The organism is Streptomyces sp. NBC_01017 (assembly GCF_045162795.1).
In the GTDB taxonomy this organism is placed as follows: Bacteria; Actinomycetota; Actinomycetes; order Streptomycetales; family Streptomycetaceae; genus Streptomyces; species Streptomyces machairae.
The window spans coordinates 8,300,477-8,320,246 of the sequence record NZ_CP108683.1 but is presented as its reverse complement, the minus strand read 5'-3'; the positions used below and the strand labels follow the sequence as shown (position 1 = coordinate 8,320,246).

At 71.0% G+C, this 19,770-nt stretch carries 15 protein-coding genes; 11 read left to right on the top strand and 4 right to left on the bottom strand.

All coding sequences use genetic code 11. The features are described from left to right. Nucleotides 1-286: 286 nt before the first annotated feature. The 3 genes from OG331_RS38205 to OG331_RS38195 form a co-directional block, all read right to left on the bottom strand. Nucleotides 287-556: a hypothetical protein gene (locus OG331_RS38205; RefSeq protein ID WP_406205236.1), complete on the bottom strand. Its 270-nt coding sequence runs from the start codon at nucleotides 554-556 to the stop codon at nucleotides 287-289. 126 nt (nucleotides 557-682) lie between these two features. Then, nucleotides 683-1,513, bottom strand: coding sequence for an anti-sigma factor domain-containing protein (locus OG331_RS38200; RefSeq protein WP_406205233.1), 831 nt, complete (start codon nucleotides 1,511-1,513; stop codon nucleotides 683-685). Next, complete coding sequence (locus tag OG331_RS38195) at nucleotides 1,510-2,052, bottom strand: sigma-70 family RNA polymerase sigma factor (protein ID WP_190073442.1); 543 nt, start codon at nucleotides 2,050-2,052, stop codon at nucleotides 1,510-1,512. The genes OG331_RS38200 and OG331_RS38195 overlap by 4 nt, the downstream gene beginning before the upstream one ends. 209 nt (nucleotides 2,053-2,261) lie before the next feature. On the opposite strand from OG331_RS38195, the gene OG331_RS38190 reads away from it, so the two are divergent. From OG331_RS38190 to OG331_RS38175, 4 genes are all read left to right on the top strand, one after another. Beyond that, nucleotides 2,262-3,794: a DUF4331 domain-containing protein gene (locus OG331_RS38190; RefSeq protein ID WP_406205229.1), complete on the top strand. Its 1,533-nt coding sequence runs from the start codon at nucleotides 2,262-2,264 to the stop codon at nucleotides 3,792-3,794. A 113-nt stretch (nucleotides 3,795-3,907) separates the two neighbouring features. Further along, nucleotides 3,908-5,428 (top strand): tetratricopeptide repeat protein, encoded by a 1,521-nt coding sequence (locus OG331_RS38185; RefSeq protein ID WP_406205226.1) that lies wholly within the window; start codon nucleotides 3,908-3,910, stop codon nucleotides 5,426-5,428. After that, nucleotides 5,425-7,146, top strand: coding sequence for a nickel transporter (locus OG331_RS38180; protein ID WP_406205223.1), 1,722 nt, complete (start codon nucleotides 5,425-5,427; stop codon nucleotides 7,144-7,146). Before OG331_RS38185 ends, OG331_RS38180 begins: the two co-directional genes overlap by 4 nt. 63 nt (nucleotides 7,147-7,209) lie before the next feature. Further along, on the top strand, nucleotides 7,210-8,835 hold the full coding sequence (locus OG331_RS38175; protein ID WP_406205220.1) for a serine/threonine-protein kinase: 1,626 nt from the start codon (nucleotides 7,210-7,212) through the stop codon (nucleotides 8,833-8,835). Nucleotides 8,836-8,837: 2 nt separating this feature from the next. On the opposite strand, the gene OG331_RS38170 is transcribed toward OG331_RS38175, so the two are convergent. Then, complete coding sequence (locus OG331_RS38170; protein WP_406205217.1) at nucleotides 8,838-9,647, bottom strand: SGNH/GDSL hydrolase family protein; 810 nt, start codon at nucleotides 9,645-9,647, stop codon at nucleotides 8,838-8,840. 312 nt (nucleotides 9,648-9,959) lie between these two features. On the opposite strand from OG331_RS38170, the gene OG331_RS38165 reads away from it, so the two are divergent. From OG331_RS38165 to OG331_RS38135, 7 genes are all read left to right on the top strand, one after another. After that, nucleotides 9,960-11,168, top strand: coding sequence for a S8 family peptidase (locus OG331_RS38165; protein ID WP_406205214.1), 1,209 nt, complete (start codon nucleotides 9,960-9,962; stop codon nucleotides 11,166-11,168). A gap of 133 nt (nucleotides 11,169-11,301) precedes the next feature. Continuing rightward, nucleotides 11,302-11,727 (top strand): hypothetical protein, encoded by a 426-nt coding sequence (locus tag OG331_RS38160; RefSeq protein ID WP_406205211.1) that lies wholly within the window; start codon nucleotides 11,302-11,304, stop codon nucleotides 11,725-11,727. A 1-nt stretch (nucleotide 11,728) separates the two neighbouring features. Next, nucleotides 11,729-12,826, top strand: coding sequence for a GNAT family N-acetyltransferase (locus OG331_RS38155; protein WP_406205208.1), 1,098 nt, complete (start codon nucleotides 11,729-11,731; stop codon nucleotides 12,824-12,826). 390 nt (nucleotides 12,827-13,216) lie between these two features. Further along, nucleotides 13,217-14,080 (top strand): glycosyltransferase family 2 protein, encoded by an 864-nt coding sequence (locus OG331_RS38150; RefSeq protein WP_406205205.1) that lies wholly within the window; start codon nucleotides 13,217-13,219, stop codon nucleotides 14,078-14,080. After that, on the top strand, nucleotides 14,077-15,099 hold the full coding sequence (locus OG331_RS38145; RefSeq protein WP_406205202.1) for a glycosyltransferase family 2 protein: 1,023 nt from the start codon (nucleotides 14,077-14,079) through the stop codon (nucleotides 15,097-15,099). The genes OG331_RS38150 and OG331_RS38145 overlap by 4 nt, the downstream gene beginning before the upstream one ends. Then, nucleotides 15,096-15,896, top strand: a complete 801-nt coding sequence (locus tag OG331_RS38140; RefSeq protein ID WP_406205199.1) for a polysaccharide deacetylase family protein — start codon at nucleotides 15,096-15,098, stop codon at nucleotides 15,894-15,896. Before OG331_RS38145 ends, OG331_RS38140 begins: the two co-directional genes overlap by 4 nt. Further along, nucleotides 15,889-19,761, top strand: coding sequence for a lipopolysaccharide biosynthesis protein (locus tag OG331_RS38135; protein ID WP_406205196.1), 3,873 nt, complete (start codon nucleotides 15,889-15,891; stop codon nucleotides 19,759-19,761). Before OG331_RS38140 ends, OG331_RS38135 begins: the two co-directional genes overlap by 8 nt. Nucleotides 19,762-19,770 lie beyond the last annotated feature (9 nt).

The window sequence follows — 19,770 nt, the reverse complement described above, 5'->3', positions numbered from 1 at the left end:
AATGACGCGACGACCGTGTCGGCGGCCCGGTGGGTCGCCGACACGGTCGTCGGCTTGTGCAGGGTGGCCCGTCAACGTCCGTACGTGACCGAGGTGTTACGTGCGACGGACGTGGGCCGAGGAGCGGGGTGGGTGGATTTCAGGGCTGGGCCCGCGCCGAGGCAGCGCCCCGAGACGCCGCTGCGCGCCGTTGGGGAGGAGGGCGGCGACAGCGCGGCGTGACGCCGGGTCGGAGCGGTTGCCGAGCGCGGGCCTTGCGAGGTCGTTCGGGGAACGCCGGTGCGAGTCAGCGCCCACCGAACAGCGAACGCCGGAGCCGACGCAGCGGAGCGAAGAGCGAGACGCGGCGGACCCGCGCACCCCGGTCGCTGCGCGCGTGCGTGGTGTCACGACTGGTCAGCTCACGCATCAGCGAGGTCGCTTCGGCCGCCTCCGTCTGCGGCACGGCGGGACCCGCCAGCACCGAGAGATGGCGGTCGAGGCGCGAACTGGTCGCGTTGCTCCCGCAGGTGATCGCAGGGACCCTGGCCCTGCTGCGCACTGTTATCTGATCCATGTCACTCCCCACCCGTACGAGTCCACCCGGCCCGGGCAGGTTAACCCTATCGCCCCGGCGGGGCACTCGTGTATCGCGGTCACAGGATTCACCTTCCCCGTAAGGGTGTTGACGACTCGTCGTTGATTACTCTCCGAATCCGACCGATTTCAGGGCGAGTTGGACAACGGGCTGGCTGGTGGGTTGCGGAGACCCTCCGTCCGGCTCCACGGTCACAGCCAGTGACGTCGCCGACTTGTCGAGACCGGACGCCGGCAAGGGCGTGTCGCCGTCGAAGAGCCCGAGGGAGCGCGGTTGCACATCGGGGCGCATCTCCCAGAGCTGGTGCACCCGGCCGCTCGGCAGATCGCCGTAGCCGCTCAGAGTGACGATCGCGCTCCCCGCCGATGCGGAGGCGACCACCCCGATCGTTCGCCCCTCAGCGTCCTCGCCGGCGGTCGCCCGGGCGTCGGGTGCGGCCAGAACGTTAGCGATCTCACTTGCCTGCGCACGCTGGGCGTCCAGCTGGTCCTGCGTCCTGGTCGCCTGGACGGCGAAGAGGGAGGCGACGACGAGGGCCGCGGCGGCCGTGAGGGTGGCGAACGGCGCCAGCAAAGGGCGCGTCCTGGTCGCACGGGTGCGCGGCGGCGGCTGGTTCCCCCACACATGCGGCGGCAGCTGGGTGGCACGCGCGTGTGCCGGCTCCCGGCCGGCGGCCTGCCCGGCGGACTCCTGCGGAGTCGACCGTACGGCGGCCAGGACCCGGTCGCGCATCGCGGCGGGCGGTGCGGCGGCCGTCGACCAGGCGAGGCGCACGGCGTCCTCGGACAGGGCACGCACCTCGGCGGCGCAGAGGGCGCAGTTCCTCAGGTGCTTCTCGAAGCGGTACCGCTCGCCGGGTTCCAGGGCGTCGAGGGCGTAGGGGGCGGCGAGGGAGTGGAGGTCCTCGCGCCGGAGCAGTCGGTCGAAGAAGCTCACGCGACACCTCCCAGGCACTTGCGCAGCTGGGTGAGTCCGTCGCGCATCCGGGTCTTGACCGTGCCGAGCGGCAGGGAGAGCCGCTCGGCCACTTCACGGTATGTGTAGCCGTCGTAGTAGGCGAGGGTGACGGACTGGCGTTGCAGGGCTGTGAGCCGCTCCAGGCAGCGCCGCACCCACTCGCGTTCGAGGCCGGCCTCGACCTCCTCGGCGACATGGTCGAACGCGGGGTGGTTCGCGCGCAGTGCCTCGCGCTGCTCGCGCTCGCCTGCCGCGCGGGCGCTGCGCACCCGGTCCACGGCGCGGCGGTGGGCGAGGGTGAGGATCCACGACAGTGCGCTGCCCCGGCCGGGGTCGAACTTGGCGGCGGACCGCCACAGTTCGAGCAGCACCTCCTGCGCCACCTCCTCCGACTGGGCGGGGTCGCGCACGACTCGCCGTACGAGCCCGAACACCGGTCCGGAGACCAGCCCGTACAGCTCCTCGAACGCCTTCTGGTCCCCGCCCGCCACGAGCACCAGCAGCTCGTCCGCCTCCAACTCGTCTCCCCCTCCAGCCAGACCGCATCTCGGCCGTCTTGTCCCACGAGGTATTCGCAACGAACACACCTCCGGATGGGGTTACGGATCAGTGAACCGAAAACGCGGGTCGAGCAGCCGGAAAATTTGTTTTCGAGATCGACCAATCCGGCCCGCCCCCGGCTCCGAATCCCGGTGCGTCAGGCAAGTTGGCACTGAGGACGGACAGCATGACACCTAATTCCAGGAGCGGTGCGGGACGCAAGGGCCTCGCGACCCTCGTATGCGGTGCGCTGGCCGCCGGGGGGCTCGCAGCCGCCGGCGTGACCGCGCTGGAACCGGGGGCGGCCTCCGCCTCCAGCCACCGCGAGGCCCCGCTCATCTCGGGGACTCCGCAGTACGACAACACGGACGTGTACGCGTTCGTCAGCCCGGACAAGCCGGACACGACGACGATCGTGGCGAACTGGATACCGTTCGAGGAGCCCGCCGGCGGACCGAACTTCTTCACGTTCGCCGAGGACGCCCAGTACGACATCCACATCGACAACAACGGTGACGCGCAGGGCGAGCTGCTGTACCGCTTCACCTTCAAGACGCACGTCAAGAACAAGAAGACGTTCCTGTACAACACGGGTCCGGTCGAGAGTCTGGACGACCCCGACCTCAACATCACGCAGACGTACGACGTCGAGCTGCTGAAGCTGAAGGACCAGCACCTGGTCTCGAAGACGAAGGTCGCCAACGACGTGCCGGTGGCGCCGTCGAACGTCGGCAAGGCCTCGATGCCGGACTACGCAAAGCTGCGCGATCAGGCCGTGCACAAGCTCGCGGGCGACGCCTCTTCGTTCGCCGGGCAGGCCGACGACCCGTTCTTCCTGGACCTGCGCGTCTTCGACCTGCTGTACGGCGGGAACCTCTCCGAGGTCGGCAACGACACGCTCAAGGGCTACAACGTCAACTCCGTCGCCCTGCAGGTCCCGACGCACATGATCGCGGAGTCGGCGGACCAGCCGATCGTCGGCATCTGGTCGACGACCCAGCGCAAGAACGCGCAGGGCCACTTCGAGCAGGTCTCGCGCCTCGGCAGCCCGCTGGTCAACGAGGTCGTCAACCCCATCAAGGACAAGGACAAGTTCAACGCGTCCTCGCCCTGGGAGGACGCCCAGTTCCTGAAGAACGTCACCAACCCGGAGCTGCCGAAGCTCATCGAGGCGATCTACAAGATCCCGGCGCCCGACGAGCCGCGCAACGACCTCGTCGACGTCTTCCTCAAGGGCGTGAAGGGCCTCAATCAGCCCCCGCACGTCACGCCTTCGGAGATGCTGCGCCTGAACACCTCGATCAAGCCGACCGCAGAACCCAAGCGGCTCGGTGTCCTCGACGGCGACAACGCCGGCTTCCCGAACGGCCGTCGCCTCACCGACGACGTGATCGACGCCTCGCTCCAGGTCGTCGAGGGTGAACTGCTCGGCGCCAAGAACGACCTGGGCGACGCCGTCGACAAGAACGACAAGGACTTCGAGAAGGCCTTCCCGTACGTCGCCCTCCCGACCGAGGGTTCCCGCGGCCCGCTCGCCAAGGGCACGGACGGCGAGACGGACGTCCGCAGCCAGCTCGGCGACGCGCTGCAGCCGGCGGGTGCCTCCGGCGGCACCGACATGAAGCTGATCGCCGGATCGGCGGGCGCCGGAGCGCTGGGAATCCTGCTGATCGGCGCGGCCCTGATGTGGTGGCGCCGGATGCGGGACCGGGCGTACTAGGCGCTCCGTACCCCCCGACTGGCGCGGCCCGCGCAGTACTCATCCCCCACGGCGCGGGCCGCGCCGCCGCACGTGACAACGGACGTTGTTGGAAAGCCGATTGAGGAGAGGGCATGGCCCCGCGTACGAACGACAGCGCATCCCAGCCCGTCCGGCGTTCGAGGACGAGGCCGTTCAGGCCGATGGGGGTGCAGGGGGCGGAGCCCCCTGGCGGGGTCGAAGGGGCGGAGCCCCTGGAGGACGGGAAGGGTGGGCGCGGCGGGGGCGAAGCCCGCGTAGCCGCACTGCGCCGCGTCGCCGCAGCCGCCCGCCGCAGCCGCGCACTCCACCTGACCGGCTGCGCCACCCTGCTCGCCGTGGCCCTCACCGCCGGTTCCATCGCCCTGGGCGCCGCCCGCGACCACACAAGCCAGAGCCTCGCCCCGGCGTCCGCCGCGGTGTCGCCCGGCCTCCTCGCCACCGGCAACCTCGACTCGGGCATCTCCTCCCTCCAGGCCCACCTCCGCGACCAGCCGAAGGACTTCGGCAGCTGGGCCACCCTCGGCCTCGCCTACGTCGAGCAGGCCCGCACGAAGGGCGACCCCTCCCGCTACCCCCAGGCAGAGCAGGCCTTCAAGCGCTCACTGGAGCTGGACCCCGGCAACGACCAAGCCCTGGCCGGCCGGGCCGCCCTCGCCGCCGCCCGCCACGACTTCGAGGACGCGCTGAAGTACGCCGACCGGGCCCTGAAGACCAACCCGTACAGCGAACGCGCCCTGTGCACCCGCATCGACGCCCTCGTCGAACTCGGCCGCTACCCCGACGCCGCCAAGGCAGCCGACACCGCCGACGACCGCCGCCCGGGCGTCCCCGTCTTCACGCGGTACGCGTACGTGCACGAACTGCGCGGCGACGTCACCACGGCCCAGCGCGTGCTGCAGCAGGCGCTCTCCTCCGCGGTGGCCCCCGGCGACATCGCCTTCGTCGCCACCCAGCTCGGTCAACTCGCCTGGAACCAGGGCGACTACGACACCGCCCTCACCCACTACGCCCGCGCACTCGCCGCCGACGAGAACTACGTCCCCGCGCTCGAAGGACGCGCCCGCGCACAGGCCGCGAGCGGTGACAGGGCCGGCGCGATCAAGGGACTGAAGGACGTCGTGTCCCGGTACCCCCTCCCGGGCCCGCTCGTCGAACTCGGCGAGCTGTACGAGGCGACCGGCGACCGGACCAAGGCCGACGACCAGTACGCCCTCGTCGACGCCTGGACGGCCCTCGCCCGCGCCAACGGCGTCAACGCCGACCTCGACACCGCCCTCGCGGCGGCCGACCACGGCGACAAGGCCTCCGCCCTGCGCGCCGCCCGCGCCGAGTGGAACCGCCGCCACACCGTGCACACCGCGGACGCCCTCGCCTGGGCACTGCACGTCAACGGCAAGGACGAGGAAGCCCTGCCCTACGCCCGCAGGGCCACGGCCACCGGCTACCGCAGCGCCGCGTTCCTGTACCACCGCGGGATCATCGAGCGCGCCACGGGCAACGCGGAGAACGCCCGTGAGCACCTCCGGGCCGCGCTGAAGCTGAACCCCGGCTTCTCGCCGCTGGGCGCCGAGGAAGCCCGTACGGCCCTCAAGAACCCGGAGGCGGCCAAGTGACCCTCCGTCGACGGCTCGCCTCCTCCGCCGCCGTCCTCACGGCGGCCTGCGCGCTCGCGCTGTTCTCCTCCCCTCCCGCGAGCGCGCACCCGCTCGGCAACTTCACCGTCAACAGCTACGACGGCCTCGTCGCCACCCCCGGCGAACTGCGCGTCCATCACGTCGAGGACCTCGCCGAGATCCCGGCGACGCAGGCCAAGCCGGACATCGAGAAAGCGGGCATGTCGGCATGGGCCCGGCAGCGGTGCGAGGACGCCGTGCGGGGCAGCGAGGTCACCGTGGACGGGCGTTCGGTCGGACTCGCGCTGAACAGCAGCCACGCGCGCGTGCGGCCCGGTCAGGCGGGGCTCGACACCCTGCGCGTCGAGTGCCGGCTGACGGCGCCGCTCCCCGAGAACGCCGGCGATGCCACGCTCGACCTCGGCTTCCGCGGCGCGGGCGCGGAATCCGGCCCCGGCTGGCGGGAGATCACGGCGCGCGGCGACCGTATGACGCTCACCGCCTCGGACGTGCCGAAGGAGTCGATCTCCCGCGAACTGACCGAATATCCGCAGGAGTTGCTGTCCTCCCCGGCCGACACCAAGACCGCGTCCCTGCGAGCGCGCCCCGGCGGGCCGGCCCTCGCCGAGGCGGAGCAGAACGCCCCCGCCGCCTCCGTCCTGCCGCGCGGCGCCGACCGCTGGACGCGTGCCCTGGACGGCCTGGTCTCCCGCCATGACCTGACCGTCGGCTTCGCCGCCCTCGCCCTGCTCCTCGCGATCTTCCTCGGTGCGATGCACGCGCTCGCGCCGGGCCACGGCAAGACACTGATGGCAGCGGTCGCGGCGGCCCGCGGCGGCCGGGCCCGTATGAAGGACGTGCTGCCGCTGGCCGCCTCGGTGACGGTCACGCACACCCTGGGCGTGGTCGCCCTCGGCCTCCTGGTCACGGCCGGTTCGGCGGCGGCACCCTCGGTCATCACCTGGCTGGGCATCGCGAGCGGCGCCCTGGTGATCGCGGCGGGCGCGACACTCGTACGCCGGGCCTGGCACTTCCGCGGCCACGGCCGCCCCCACACGCACGGGCACGAACACGCGCACGACCATGGCCATGAGCATCCCCACGGGCACGAGCACGACGACCACACCCACCCGCACGATCACACCGACGGACACGAGCACACCCACGAGGCCGACCACACCCACGAGCGCCAACCGGTCCTGGTCGCCGCCCACGCCCACACCGCTCCAGCGACACCCACCCCCACGCACGGCCACGCCCATGCGCACGCCCCCGCCGGCCACACCCACCAGCACGACCACGGACACGACCTCCCCCACACGCACGGTCACCCCCACACCCACGGCGGCTTCACCCACACCCACTCCACCGCCCCCACCCTCCGCGGCACGATCCTGCTCGGATTCGCCGGCGGCCTCGTGCCCAGCCCCTCCGCGGTGGTGGTGCTCGTCGGCGCGGCGGCGCTCGGAAAGGCCTGGTTCGGGCTGCTGCTCGTCATCGCGTACGGCGTCGGGCTCGCGCTCACCCTCACCGCGGCCGGGTTCGCCGTCGTGAGGCTGGGTACGGGAGTGACGCGGGTGCTGGACAGGCAGCCCCGCTGGATGGCGCACCCCCTGACGGTCTTCGTCCGCAGGACCGCTCCACTGGGATCCGCGGTGCTCGTCGTGCTGATCGGGGCCGGATTGGTTCTCCAGGGGGCGGCATCCGCACTCGGCTGAGCTACTTTTGTGGAGAAATCACGCGGAGTGCAGATTTCGCTCGGATGCGAATGGGGGACGCCCGTGTCCGAAGAACCGGGCAGTGAACGTCTGATCGCGGGCCGCTACCGCCTCCTGTCCCCGCTCGGCGAGGGCGGCATGGGCACCGTGTGGCGGGCCCGCGACGAGCTGCTGCACCGCGAGGTCGCGGTCAAGGAGGTGCGCGCGCCGCACGGGCTGGCGGGCCCGGAGGTCGAGCGGATGTACGCGCGGCTGGAGCGCGAGGCGTGGGCGGCTGCGCGGGTCGCCAACCGCAATGTCGTCACGGTGTACGACGTGGCCACGCAGGACGGCCGGCCCTGGATCGTGATGGAGCTGGTCCGCGGCATCTCGCTGGCCGAGCTGCTGGACGCCGAGGGCCCGCTGAGCCCCCAGCGCGTCGCGCACATCGGCGCCGAGGTGCTGTCCGCGCTGCGGGCCGCGCACGAGGCCGGGGTGCTGCACCGGGACGTGAAGCCGGCGAACGTGCTGCTGTCGAACGACGGCCGGGTCGTCCTGACCGACTTCGGTATCGCCATGGTCGAGGGCAGCTCCGCGCTGACGATGACCGGCGAGGTCATCGGTTCCCCCGAGTTCCTCGCCCCGGAGCGGGCGCTGGGCCGCACCCCCGGCCCGGAGTCCGACCTGTGGTCCCTCGGCGTCCTGCTCTATGCGGCCGTGGAGGGCAACTCCCCGTTCCGCCAGACCACCCCGCTCAGCACCCTGCGCGCGATCGTCGACGAGGAGCTGCCCCCGCCCCGCCGGGCCGGACCGCTCGCCCCCGTCATCGAGGGCCTCCTGCGCAAGGACCCGGCCGAGCGGCTGCCGGCCGACCGGGCCGAACAGGACCTGCGGATCATCGGCGCGGGAGGGACGCCGCGCGCGGACGCCGTACAGGGGACTCCTTACAGCCCGACCATCGCGGCCCACCGGACTCCGCCGAAGACCGGGCCCACGGCCCCCGTCCCACCGCCCGGACCCACCAGGCCCACACCGGCCGCCGCTTCCGCCCACGACACCGCCCCCGTCCGCCCCGAGCGGGGCCGCCGCACCGCCCTCGTACTGATCGCGGGCATCGCGGCCGTCGCACTGGCCGTGGCAGGGCTGACGTACGCCCTTCTCAACCGCGGGGACGACAACGGCGGCAACGCGGGCGGACAGGAGACCACCACTCAGACGGGCGAGGGGACTTCGCCGACCGAGACGGACGACGAGAACGCGACCGACGGGGCCCAGAGCCCGACGCCCAGTCCGAGCAGCAGTCGTACGACTCCCGTGCCGCAGTCCGTGAAGGTGACGCTGGCGGGCGCCAACACCGAGTACTCCGGGCCCTGTCCGCCGCCGGACGGCCGGGCGCCCGCCTTCACGGCGACGTTCACGGTGGGGCGGCTGCCCGCGCAGGTCAGCTATCGCTGGGTGTCGCAGGACGGCGAGGTCATGGACCAGGGCTGGAAGACCCTGTCCTTCCCGGAGGGCGGGGGGCGGACCAAGCAGGACAGGGCCTTCGTGACGACGTACGACGACAGCGGGACGTTCGAGAACGAGATCAGTGTCGAGGTCCGCGACCCGGTGGAGACGAAGTCCAACTCGGTGCCGTTCTCCGTGACCTGTGAGACGGAGACCCCGACGGACGGGGTCTCGCAGACGCCTACCGGATCGCCCGGCTCCTAGGTTCAGGCCGCGGCGTTCAGAACCGGCAGATAACCACCCGACTGGCCCGCGACCGTCGGGTGGTACGACTCCGGGATGTTGAGCCAGTTCACGGAGTGCATCCATGAACTGCCGGAGCAGAGCTCGTGCCCGGTGAAGGTGGGCCGTACGTCGCCGAAGGTGAACCCGTGGTCCAGGGCACGCTTCTCAGTGGCGGCGTTGATGTAGTCGGCGGCGCCGTTGAGCGCCTTGCGCTTGGTCTCGGAGAGGCCGACGCATCCCGACGCGCCCAGCTTGTAGAAGCGGGGGTAGCCGAGCACGACCACATGGGCGGACGGGGCCTTGGTCCGGATGGCCGTGTAGACGTTGTCGAGCCTGCCGGGCAGCGTCGAGTCGACGAACGCCTTCGCGGTGTTGATGCGTGAGACACAGGCGCTGTCACCCTGCAGCACACAGGTCGTCATGATGTCCGCGAAGCCGGCGTCGTTGCCGCCGATGGAGATGGACACGAGTGTGGTGGCGGAGCTGAGGGGGCCGAGCTGACTGGCCGTGACATCACCCGTTTGAGCGCCCGAGCACGCCGTGAAGTCGAACGACGAGGGTGAGTTCGCGGCGGCCCAGAGGTACGGGTACGCCTTCGTGCTGCGCTTGCAGTCGCCGCTGGAGCCGATGTAGCTCCCCGCGCCGAGGCCCGAGGAGTAGGAGTCGCCGAGGGCCACAAAGCCGCCTGCGGCGGCGCTGTCGGCGGCCTGCGCTGTCGCAGCCCCGGTGAGGGCGGTGCCGACGGCGAGGAGGAGTGAGGCGGCGTATACGGAAAGTCGGGAACGTCTCATGGAACCTCCCTATAGCAGGATCTCTGCCTTAACCGTCGTACCAACTACGCGTGTTGACGGGAAGTGTCCATGCCAAGACTTTCCCGGACATCGCGACTTTCACCCTGTGGGTTCGCCATGTGTTGCATTTCGTGTGCATGACAGGATTTGACAGGTCGTCAACTCCCTTGTCCGTCACCTCGGGACCACAGATCCTTTACCTCGGCCTGGGAACGGGAACGCAACGTTCCAGGGCCGTGCGTGCGACTGCGCACGCACCCCCCACATGTGCGCGCACCACCTGCGCACCGCCTTGAGGAGGACTCCCTCGTAATGGCACAACTGCGTAGCAACACACTCCGGTTCGCCGCGATATCCGGCCTGGCGACCGCCGCCCTCGTCGGCGGGCTCACCTCCCTCCCCGCCCAGGCCGCCCCGGCCGAGGGGAACGTCCTGGCCGCCGGCTCCCCCACGGCGATCAAGGACAGCTACATCGTCACGCTGAAGAAGAGCGCCGGCCTCAAGGCCTCCTCGGCCGCCGGCAAGGACCTGGTGAAGGAGTACGGCGGCTCGGTGAGCAGGACGTTCACCAAGGCACTGAACGGCTACACCGCCGACCTCTCGGCGACCGAGGCCAGACAGCTCGCCGCCGACCCGGCCGTGGCGTCCGTCGAGCAGAACCAGCGCGTCCGGCTGGCCGACACCACGCAGACCAGCGCCCCCTGGGGCCTGGACCGCATCGACCAGTCCGCGCTTCCGCTCTCCGGCACCTACACCTACCCGGACAGCGCGGGCAGCGGTGTGACCGCCTACGTCATCGACACCGGTGTGCGCATCACCCACCAGCAGATCAGCGGCCGTGCCACCTACGGCTACGACGCCGTGGACGGCGACACCACCGCCTCCGACGGCAACGGCCACGGCACCCATGTGGCCACCACCATCGCGGGCTCGACCTACGGCGTCGCCAAGAAGGCGAAGATCGTGGCGGTGCGTGTGCTCGACAACGCGGGCTCCGGCACCACCGCGGGCGTCATCGCGGGCATCGACTGGGTGACCAACAACCACTCCGGCCCCTCGGTCGCCAACCTGTCCCTCGGCGGCGGCGCCTCCACCACGCTGGACACGGCCGTGCGCAACTCCATCGCCAGCGGCGTGACCTACGCCGTCGCGGCCGGCAACAGCAACGCCAACGCCTCCTCGTACTCCCCGGCCCGCGTGACCGAGGCGATCACCGTCGGCGCCACCACCAGCACGGACGCCCGGGCCAGCTACTCCAACTACGGCTCGGTGCTGGACGTCTTCGCACCGGGCTCCTCCATCACGGCCGGCTGGTACACCAGCGACACCGCGACGAACACCATCTCCGGTACGTCGATGGCGACCCCGCACGTCGCGGGCGCGGCGGCGGTCTACCTGGCGAACCACACCTCGGCCACCCCGGCCTCGGTCGCCACGGCCCTGACGGGCGGCGCCACCACCAACGTGGTCACCGGCCCGGGCACCGGCTCGCCCAACCGGCTGCTGAAGCTCGTCCCGTAACAGCACACCCGTACGACCAGAACCACCCGTTCCCCGGAGACGCCCGCCGTCTCCGGGGAACGTCTTGACGGCCCCCACGGAGCTGAGCGACATTGAAGCCCGGCATCCGGCGCTTCGGGGGGCAAAGTCGCCAATGCAGACCTTAAGTAGCAAGACAGGTGCGTCTCAGGACGCCGAGCGGGAGCGGTCAGGACCGGGGAGGGACCTGACACCGCTACTCGCGGGCGCCGCGACGGCCGTGGGGGGATTCGGCGCGGTTCTCGCGCTCGTCGGCTCGCAGTCACCGCTGCGCGGCCCGTTCACGCTGTTCTTCCTGCTCGCGGCACCGGCCGTGGCGATCGCCGCGGCGCTGCGCGGACTGGAACCCTTCGGCAGGACCGTGGCCGCGGTTGCGGGCGCGGTCGTCGTCAACATGCTGGTGGCCCAGGGCATGCTGGCCGTGCACCGGTGGTCGGTCCGCGGCGGGATCGTGGCCGTGACCGCGATCAGCGCCTTCATTCTCCTGCTGGTTCTGGTGCGGCGGCTGCGCGGCCGTACGACGCGAAGGCGGACTGACTGACGTGGACATCAGCGTGTACCGCCCCGGCGAGCTCAGCTCCGCCGACCGGGCGGCGTGGACATCGATGCAGTCCAAGGCCCATCTTCAGGGTTCGCCCGAGCTGGCCAACCCCTTCCTCTCGCCCGAGTTCGCCCTCGCGGTCGGCCGCTGCCGGCGCGGGGTGCGGATCGCGGTCGTGCGGGAGGGCGGCGAGCCGACGGCGTTCTTCCCGTTCCAGCGGACGGCGGCCGGAGTCGGCCGGGCCATCGGGCTCGGCGTCTCGGACGCACAGGGGGTGGTGCACCGGCCCGGGTTCACCTGGGACGCCCGGGAGCTGCTGAAGGCGTGCGGGCTCGCCGTATGGGAGTTCGACCACCTGGTTGGGGGCCAGGCGGCGTTCGAGGAGGAGGCGTCCGGCACGTTCCCGTCCCCGGTCATGGACATCGACCAGGGGTACGAGGCGTATCTGAGCCAACTGCGCGAGCGGTCACCGAAGTTCACGAAGTCGACGCTCGCCAAGGAGCGCAAGCTGGGCCGGGATCACGACGGCGTGCGCTATGTGCACGACGAGCGCGATCCGGCGGCCCTGCGCACGCTGATGGCCTGGAAGTCCGCGCAGTACCGCAGGACCGGGCGCAGCGACCGGTTCGCGCAGGAGTGGATCACCGGGCTGGTGGATCAGCTGTTCCACACCCGTTCCGAGCCGTTCACGGGGATCCTGTCGGTGCTGTACGCGGGCGGCAAGCCGATCGCGGCGCACTTCGGGCTGCGCACCGAGAGGGTGCTGGCCTGCTGGTTCCCGGCGTACGACCCGGCGTTCTCGAAGTACTCCCCGGGACTGGTCCTGCATCTGCGCATGGCCGAGGCGGCCGCCGCCGACGGCATCGCCTATCTCGACCTCGGCCGGGGCCAGAAGGAGTACAAGGACTCCCTGAAGACACGTGAGCTGCTGGTGTCGGAGGGGTGGGTGACCCGGCGTCACCCGGTCGCGTTCGGCCACCGGGCGCGACGTGCCCCGGTCCGGGCGCTGCGCAACACCGTGCAGACCCGGCCGGAGCTGTTCGAACCGGCCGACCGGCTGCTGAAGAGGATGGGGAAGATCCGCTCGGGAAGTCGGTGACGGTCAAGACAACCCGGATGGTTACGGTCAAACCAACAAAAACGTGAGAGCTCGTTCCAGCTCTTGCCATACAGTCTCAATCATCAATACCGTCGTACATCTCACTCGCATCGGACTGTCACCAAGCGGCTCTAGGGGAGGGCTCAAGACCGCGACAGTCCCGGCGCGAGGCGCGGTAGGGGGGTGCTCGGTGACGGTGTCCGCACTTGTTACCGAGTCGTGCCGCGCGACCGGCTGCCGATTATCGGTGGTCGGCCAGATATGCCAGCTCACCATCCGTGCACGGAGATCCATTTGTCCGTGCCGTATGTGAGAACCCCCCTTTCGAACCGGACACAATGCCGGGCCGCCCAGGGGCGGGCGGTCCACCGGACGAGAGGGACCAGACTCATGAGTTCTTTTCTGCGCCCGGCGGTCGCGGACCAGGGTCCGTCAACTGTCGGCAAGTACCGGCCCGTCTCCATGCACCTGGCCATCGCACCACCGGTCAGCGTGGTGATCCCGGCCATGAACGAGGCGGAGAACCTTCCGTACGTCTTCAAGACACTGCCGGACTGGATCCACGAAGTGGTCCTGGTCGACGGCAACTCCACCGACAACACCGTCGAGGTGGCCCGCGAGCTGTGGCCTGACGTCAAGGTCGTGCGGCAGCGCGGCAAGGGCAAGGGGGATGCCCTGATCACCGGGTTCGAGGCGGCCACCGGCGACATCATCGTGATGGTCGACGCGGACGGCTCGGCCGACGGCAACGAGATCCTGTCGTACGTCTCCGCCCTGGTCTCGGGCGCGGACTTCGCCAAGGGGTCCCGCTTCGCCAACGGCGGCGGCACCGACGACATGACGCCGATCCGCAAGCTCGGCAACTGGGCGCTGTGCACGGCTGTCAACCGCAAGTTCGGCGCCCGCTACACCGACCTCTGCTACGGCTACAACGCGTTCTGGCGGCACTGCCTGGACAAGATCGACCTCGACTGCACCGGCTTCGAGGTGGAGACCCTGATGAACATCCGGGTCGTCAAGGCGGGCCTGAAGGTGCAGGAGATACCGAGCCACGAGTACCTCCGCATCCACGGCACGAGCAATCTGCGGGCCGTGCGCGACGGGCTGCGGGTGCTCAAGGTGATCCTCAGGGAGCGCTCCAACCGGCGTGCTCTGCGCCGCCGCACCGCCGCGGTGCACTCCCCGACACTCGGCTCGGTGCCGTCGGTTCAGCCGGCGCACCCGGTTCACTCGGTCCGGGGAGAGGCGTCTTGAGCGGTCCCGACATCTCCGTCGTGATCTGCGTGTACACCGAGGACCGCTGGGAGGACATCCTCGCGGCGGTCTCCTCGGTGCGGGCGCAGTCGTATCCGGCCCTGGAGACGCTGCTGGTCGTCGACCACAACGAGGCGCTCCTGGACCGGCTGGCCAAGGAGTACAAGGAAGCGACCGATGTGCGGGTGTTCGCCAACGCGGGCCCCCGTGGCCTGTCCGCGGGCCGCAACACCGGCATCGCCGCCTCGTACGGCGAGGTCATCGCGTTCCTCGACGACGACGCGGTGGCCGAGCGGGACTGGCTGAAGCACTTCGCCGCCGGTTACGAGGACCCGCGTGTCATGGCCGTCGGCGGGCGCACCGAGCCGATCTGGGCGTCGGGGCGGCGGCCGGCCTGGTTCCCGGAGGAGTTCGACTGGGTGGTCGGCTGCACCTACCGCGGCCTGCCGCACGGGCGCGTGGAAGTGCGCAACGTCCTCGGCGGCAACGCCTCCTTCCGGCGTACGGCGTTCGACTTCGCGGGCGGTTTCGCCAGCGGCATCGGACGTGACGGCGACCGGCTGCCGCTGGGCGGGGAGGAGACGGAGCTGTGCATCCGCCTGACCCGGGCCAAGCCCGACGCGGTCCTGCTGATCGACGACCGGGCGGTGATCCACCACAGGGTGCCGGGGCCGCGGGAGCACTTCCGGTATTTCCGCACGCGCACCTATGCCGAAGGGCTGTCCAAGGCCCTGGTGGCCCGAAGTGTCGGCGCCGACAAGGGACTTGAGTCGGAGCGCCGGTACGCCACCCGGGTCCTGCCGGCCGGGGTCGCGCGCGGGCTGCGGGACGCCGTGCTGGCCCGGCCGGGCGGTGCGGGGCGGGCGGGCGCGATCGTCGCCGGGGTGCTCACGGCCGCCGGTGGGTACGTGGTGGGGAGTGTCCGGGTCCGCCGGGGCGGCGTTACGTACTCGGTGGCGGGGACCGGAGCGGGAGCCGGCAGCGAGGGGGCAGCCGGCGTCGAAGGGGGCAGCAGATGACCGACACGCGCGTGCCGATCCTGATGTACCACGCCGTCTCCACCTCACCGAACGAGGCCACCCGCGAACTGTCGGTGGCGCCGGAGGCGTTCGCGGAGCAGATGGCACTGATCGGCGAGCTGGGCCTCACGCCCGTCAGGACCGCCGACCTCGCCGCGCGCTGGCGCTCGGGCAGGCCCTTGCCCGAGCGGCCGGTGCTGATCACCTTCGACGACGGCTACGAGGGCGTGCACCGGCATGCCCTGCCCGTGCTCGCCAAGCACGGCTTCGCGGCCACGGTGTTCGTCTCCACGGGCTGGCTGAAGGGCCCGCACGACATGGGCGGCGGCCTGGACACCATGCTCGACTGGGACCAGGTCCGCGAACTCGCGGAGGCGGACGTCGAGATCGGCGGCCACAGCCATACGCACCCCCAGCTCGACCAGCTCCCGGACGACAGGCTGCGCTCCGAGCTGATCCTGTGCAAGGAGATCATCTCGGACCGGCTGGGCAGCGTCCCGGCCTCGTTCGCCTACCCGTACGGCTACTCCAGCCGCCGGGTGCGCGAGGCGGTGCGCGAGACGGGGTACGAGCAGGCGCTCGCCGTCAACAACGGCCTCGCGCGGCGCCGGCAGGGGCCGTACGCCCTCACTCGTCTGACCGTGCGCCGCACGACCGGAATCGAGGAGTTCGGGCGGATGGTCGAAGGCCGTGCGATCGCCCGCAGCTTCGCCAGGGACCGTGCCCTCACCAAGGGGTACGCCGTCGTCCGCAGAGCCCGACAGGTCCGCCGGAAGGCCATCCGTTCCCGTGTCTGACACGACGACCACGACCGAGCCCGCATCGACCGCCGCGACGGCGCCCGCGCAGTCGGGGCGCCGCCTTCGCCTGCCCGGCATGGGCGGGTCCTCCGGGGGCAGCCAGCTGTTCCGCAACGCCTACGCCCTGATGATCAACACCGGTGTCTCCGCGGTGCTGGGGCTCGGCTTCTGGCTGGCCGCCGCCCGCTACTACTCCGAGTCCGCGGTCGGCCAGGGATCCGCCGCGATCGCCGCGATGAAGTTCCTCGCGGGTCTGACCGCGGTGACGCTGACGGGCGCACTGGCCCGGTTCATCCCGGTCGCGGGGCGCAGGAGCGGTCGCCTGATCTTCCGGACGTACGCGGGCAGTTGCGTGGTCGTGGCCCTGGCCGCGGGGGTCTTCCTGCTGACGCTGGACCTGTGGGGGCCGTCGTACCGGTTCCTGGGCGGGCCGGTCAACGGGCTGTTCTTCGTCGTGGCCGTCATCGCCTGGAACCTGCTCACGCTCCAGGACGGCGTGCTGACCGGGCTGCGCAGCTCGGTGTGGGTGCCGGTCGGCAACACCGTGTTCTCCGCGGTGAAGCTGGCTCTGCTGGTGGCCTTCGCGGTGGCGATCCCGACCGCCGGTGTCTTCGTGTCGTGGGTCGCGGCGATCGCGGTGTCCGTACTGCCGCTGGGCTGGCTGGTGTTCCGGCGTCTGGTGCCGCGCCATGTGAAGGCCACCGAGAACCGCATCAGTCCCCCGTCCCTGAAGGAGATCGGGAAGTTCCTGGCCGGCGACTACACCGGCTCCCTGTTCTCCCTCGCCGTGGTCTATCTGATCCCGGTGATCGTGGCCGCGCAGGTCTCCGCCGAGGACAACGCGTACTTCTACATCACGGCCACGATCGGCGGCACGGTCAATCTGCTCGCCATCAACATGGGCGCCTCCCTCACGGTCGAGGGCTCGCACGACCCGGGGCGGCTGGCCGCCAACACCCGGGCCGCGCTGAAGCGCATGGCGCGGATCATGGTGCCGGTCGCCGCGATCCTGTTCTTCGGGGCGCCCTGGATCCTGGGCGTCTTCGGCCAGGGATACGCGGAGGCGGCCACGCCGCTGCTGCGCTGGTTCGCGGCCGGCGCACTGCTGCGGGTCGTGATGGAGACGTACTTCGCCGTCCTGCGCGCGCAGAGCCGCACCGCCGGACTGGCCTGGCTGCAGGGCCTGCTGTGCACCCTGGTGCTGGGGCTGACGCTGCTGCTGCTCCCCCGCATGGGCCTGACCGGAGCCGGTGTCGCCGAGATCGTGTCCCTCGCGGTGATCGTCGCGATCGCGGCACCCAAGCTGTACAGGACGGTGCGGGCGACCTCGGCCGAGGTGCCCGCGGGTGCGGCCCCCGACGGTGATCTCGCCGACCTGGGGGCGCGCGAGGTGGCCGAGGGGGCGCGCAAGCGGGGGCCCGCCTGGGCGCTCGACACCGACACGCTCGCCCTCGGCATCCACGTCGACTTCGACCACCTGGAACGCCGGCCCGACGTCCGCCCGGGGCCCGGTACACCGCCCACGGGCACCCCGCCGGTACGCCCGGACCACCGCCCGGCCTGGGCACGCAAACCGGAATTCGGGTTGCCGGTCGAAGAGCGGGAGCCCGGCTCGGAGGCGTCACTCGGGCCGGCCGAGGTGGACGCGCCGTTCGCCGAGACCGAGTTCGACCTGGACGCGGGCGACGCGGACGCGAGCGACGGAGCCGTACCGGAGGAGCGCGAGGAGGCTGCCGTACGGGAGGAGGCCGTCGTACGGCGGGAGTCAGCCGTACGGGAAGAGCCGCCCATGCACGAAGAGGCCGTACGACTGCCGACGGCGCCCGCGCCGACCTGGCGTGAGCGGCTGCTGCCCACCCGCCTCGGGGTCGTCATCGGCTGTCTGCTGGTCGCCGCGCTGCTGCTGTACTGGGTGCCGGCGCTGCGGCTCGGCGAGAGCGACCTGGACTCGATGGGCGGGCTCGGGCTGATCTCCGTGCTGCCGCTGCCCACCCTGGTCGGGGCGGCGCTGCTGACGGTGGTGTTCGCCTCGCTGCTGTGGCTGGGCCGCGAGCACCGGGCGCTGCTGCTGATCACGCTGCTCGCGACGGTCGTGTCGCTGCACGCCCTGCCCGCTCTGATCGAGACCGAGCCGCGGTTCGCGACGGCCTGGCAGCACCTCGGCTTCCTCGACTACATCGACCGCACCGGGTCGGCGGTGCCCGACCTGGACGCGCGCTGGAGCTGGCCGGGCTTCTTCGCGGTGGCCGCGTTCGCCGCGAAGGCCTGCGGGGTCAGCGATCTGAGCGAGGTCATCCGCTGGTGGCCGACGGCCGTCCAACTGCTGTACCTGGTCCCGATGTTCCTGCTCGTGCGCTCGATGCGGGCGAGCTGGCGCGCCAAGTGGACCGGCATCTGGATCTTCGTACTCAGCGGCTGGGTGGGCCAGGACTACTTCTCGCCGCAGGGCTTCACGTATCTGCTGTACCTGGTGTTCGCGGCGATCCTGCTGGTCTGGTTCCGTGCGCCACGCGTGATCTGGACGAAGCGGCGGCCCGGCGAGGTCGAGGTCGAGCCGACGGACCGGCGGCAGCGGGCCGTGCTGCTGATGGTCGTGATCGGCCTGTTCGCGGCGAGCGTGCCGGCCCACCAGCTCACGCCGTTCGTGATGCTGGGCGTGCTGACGGCGCTCGTCCTGATCGGCAAGTCGGAACTGCGCGGTCTGCCGATCCTGTTCGGCGTCATGGTGACGGCCTGGATCGGCTTCATGGCCGAGCCGTACTGGTCCGGGCACTTCGACGAGCTCTTCGGCGGGGTCGGCGGCGTGGGCAGCAATGTGTCGTCGTCCGTCTCCGGCCGGATCGAGGGCGGCAGTTCGACGCACAAACTCGTCCTCTACACGCGCGTGCTGCTGGCCGGCGGTGTGATGGCCTTCGCCTGCTGGGGCTGGTGGCGGCGGCGCTTCCACAACTACCGGGAGCGTTCGCTGCTCGTCCTCACCTTCGTGCCGTTCCTGGGCTTCGGCATGCAGTCGTACGGCGGCGAGATGGCGCTGCGCGTCTTCATGTTCGCGCTGCCCGGCGCGGCCCTGCTGGCCGGACTCGCCCTCTTCCCGCGCACCGGCATCACCGCGAAGGAGCGCGACAAGGACCGGGTGAGCCTCGCCCCGCTGGCCGCGCTCATGGCGGGCCTGGTGCTCATGGGCGGCTTCCTGGTGGCCCGCTGGGGCAACGAGCCGTTCGAGCGGATCCTGCCCGGCGAGGTCGCCGCCATGGAGTACGTGTACGCGCACGACGATCCGACGGTGCGACTGCTGTGGCTGAGCAACGACCCGGTCAACGTCGTGACGCCGTCGATGCCGTGGGGCTCGCGGGACATGGAGAAGGTGGAGTACCTGCCGACGCCGGCGCCGACCGACCCGGTGCTGGTGTCGGGGCTGGTCAAGGCGCTCAAGGACGCGGGTCCGAACTCGTATCTGATGATCAACCGGGGTCAGGTCACCTATCTGCGGATGGACGTGGGCTATTCGGCGACCTGGGAGCCGCGGCTGATCCAGAACCTGGACAAGCGGCAGGAGCTGAAGAAGGTCTTCGCCAACGCCGACGTGACCATGTACGCGCTGCGCAAGCAGCCGGCCGGCGCAGTTGCGAAGGCCGACCCCGGTCCGATCGGGCCGCAGGTGACCTGGACGCCGTGGTCGGTGGTCGGAGGGCTCGCGGCGCTCGCGCTGATCGTGCTGATGATGGCCCGCGAGATCGTCCGGGTGGCGATGGCGCCGAGTGTGCGGCAACTGCGCTGGCTGCAGAGCAGCTTCTGGTTCTCGCTGCCGCTGCTGGCGGTGCTGCTGGCCTCGCTGGTGCAGCGGTTCCTGACGATCAAGTGAGGAGCGTGA

Coding starts and splice junctions, on each gene's coding strand:
- OG331_RS38170 (WP_406205217.1), bottom strand. CDS start 9,647: ATGAGACGTTCCCGACTTTCCGTATACGCCGCCTCACTCCTCCTCGCC.
- OG331_RS38190 (WP_406205229.1), top strand. CDS start 2,262: ATGACACCTAATTCCAGGAGCGGTGCGGGACGCAAGGGCCTCGCGACC.
- OG331_RS38205 (WP_406205236.1), bottom strand. CDS start 556: ATGGATCAGATAACAGTGCGCAGCAGGGCCAGGGTCCCTGCGATCACC.
- OG331_RS38140 (WP_406205199.1), top strand. CDS start 15,096: ATGACCGACACGCGCGTGCCGATCCTGATGTACCACGCCGTCTCCACC.
- OG331_RS38185 (WP_406205226.1), top strand. CDS start 3,908: ATGGCCCCGCGTACGAACGACAGCGCATCCCAGCCCGTCCGGCGTTCG.
- OG331_RS38165 (WP_406205214.1), top strand. CDS start 9,960: ATGGCACAACTGCGTAGCAACACACTCCGGTTCGCCGCGATATCCGGC.
- OG331_RS38160 (WP_406205211.1), top strand. CDS start 11,302: ATGCAGACCTTAAGTAGCAAGACAGGTGCGTCTCAGGACGCCGAGCGG.
- OG331_RS38150 (WP_406205205.1), top strand. CDS start 13,217: ATGAGTTCTTTTCTGCGCCCGGCGGTCGCGGACCAGGGTCCGTCAACT.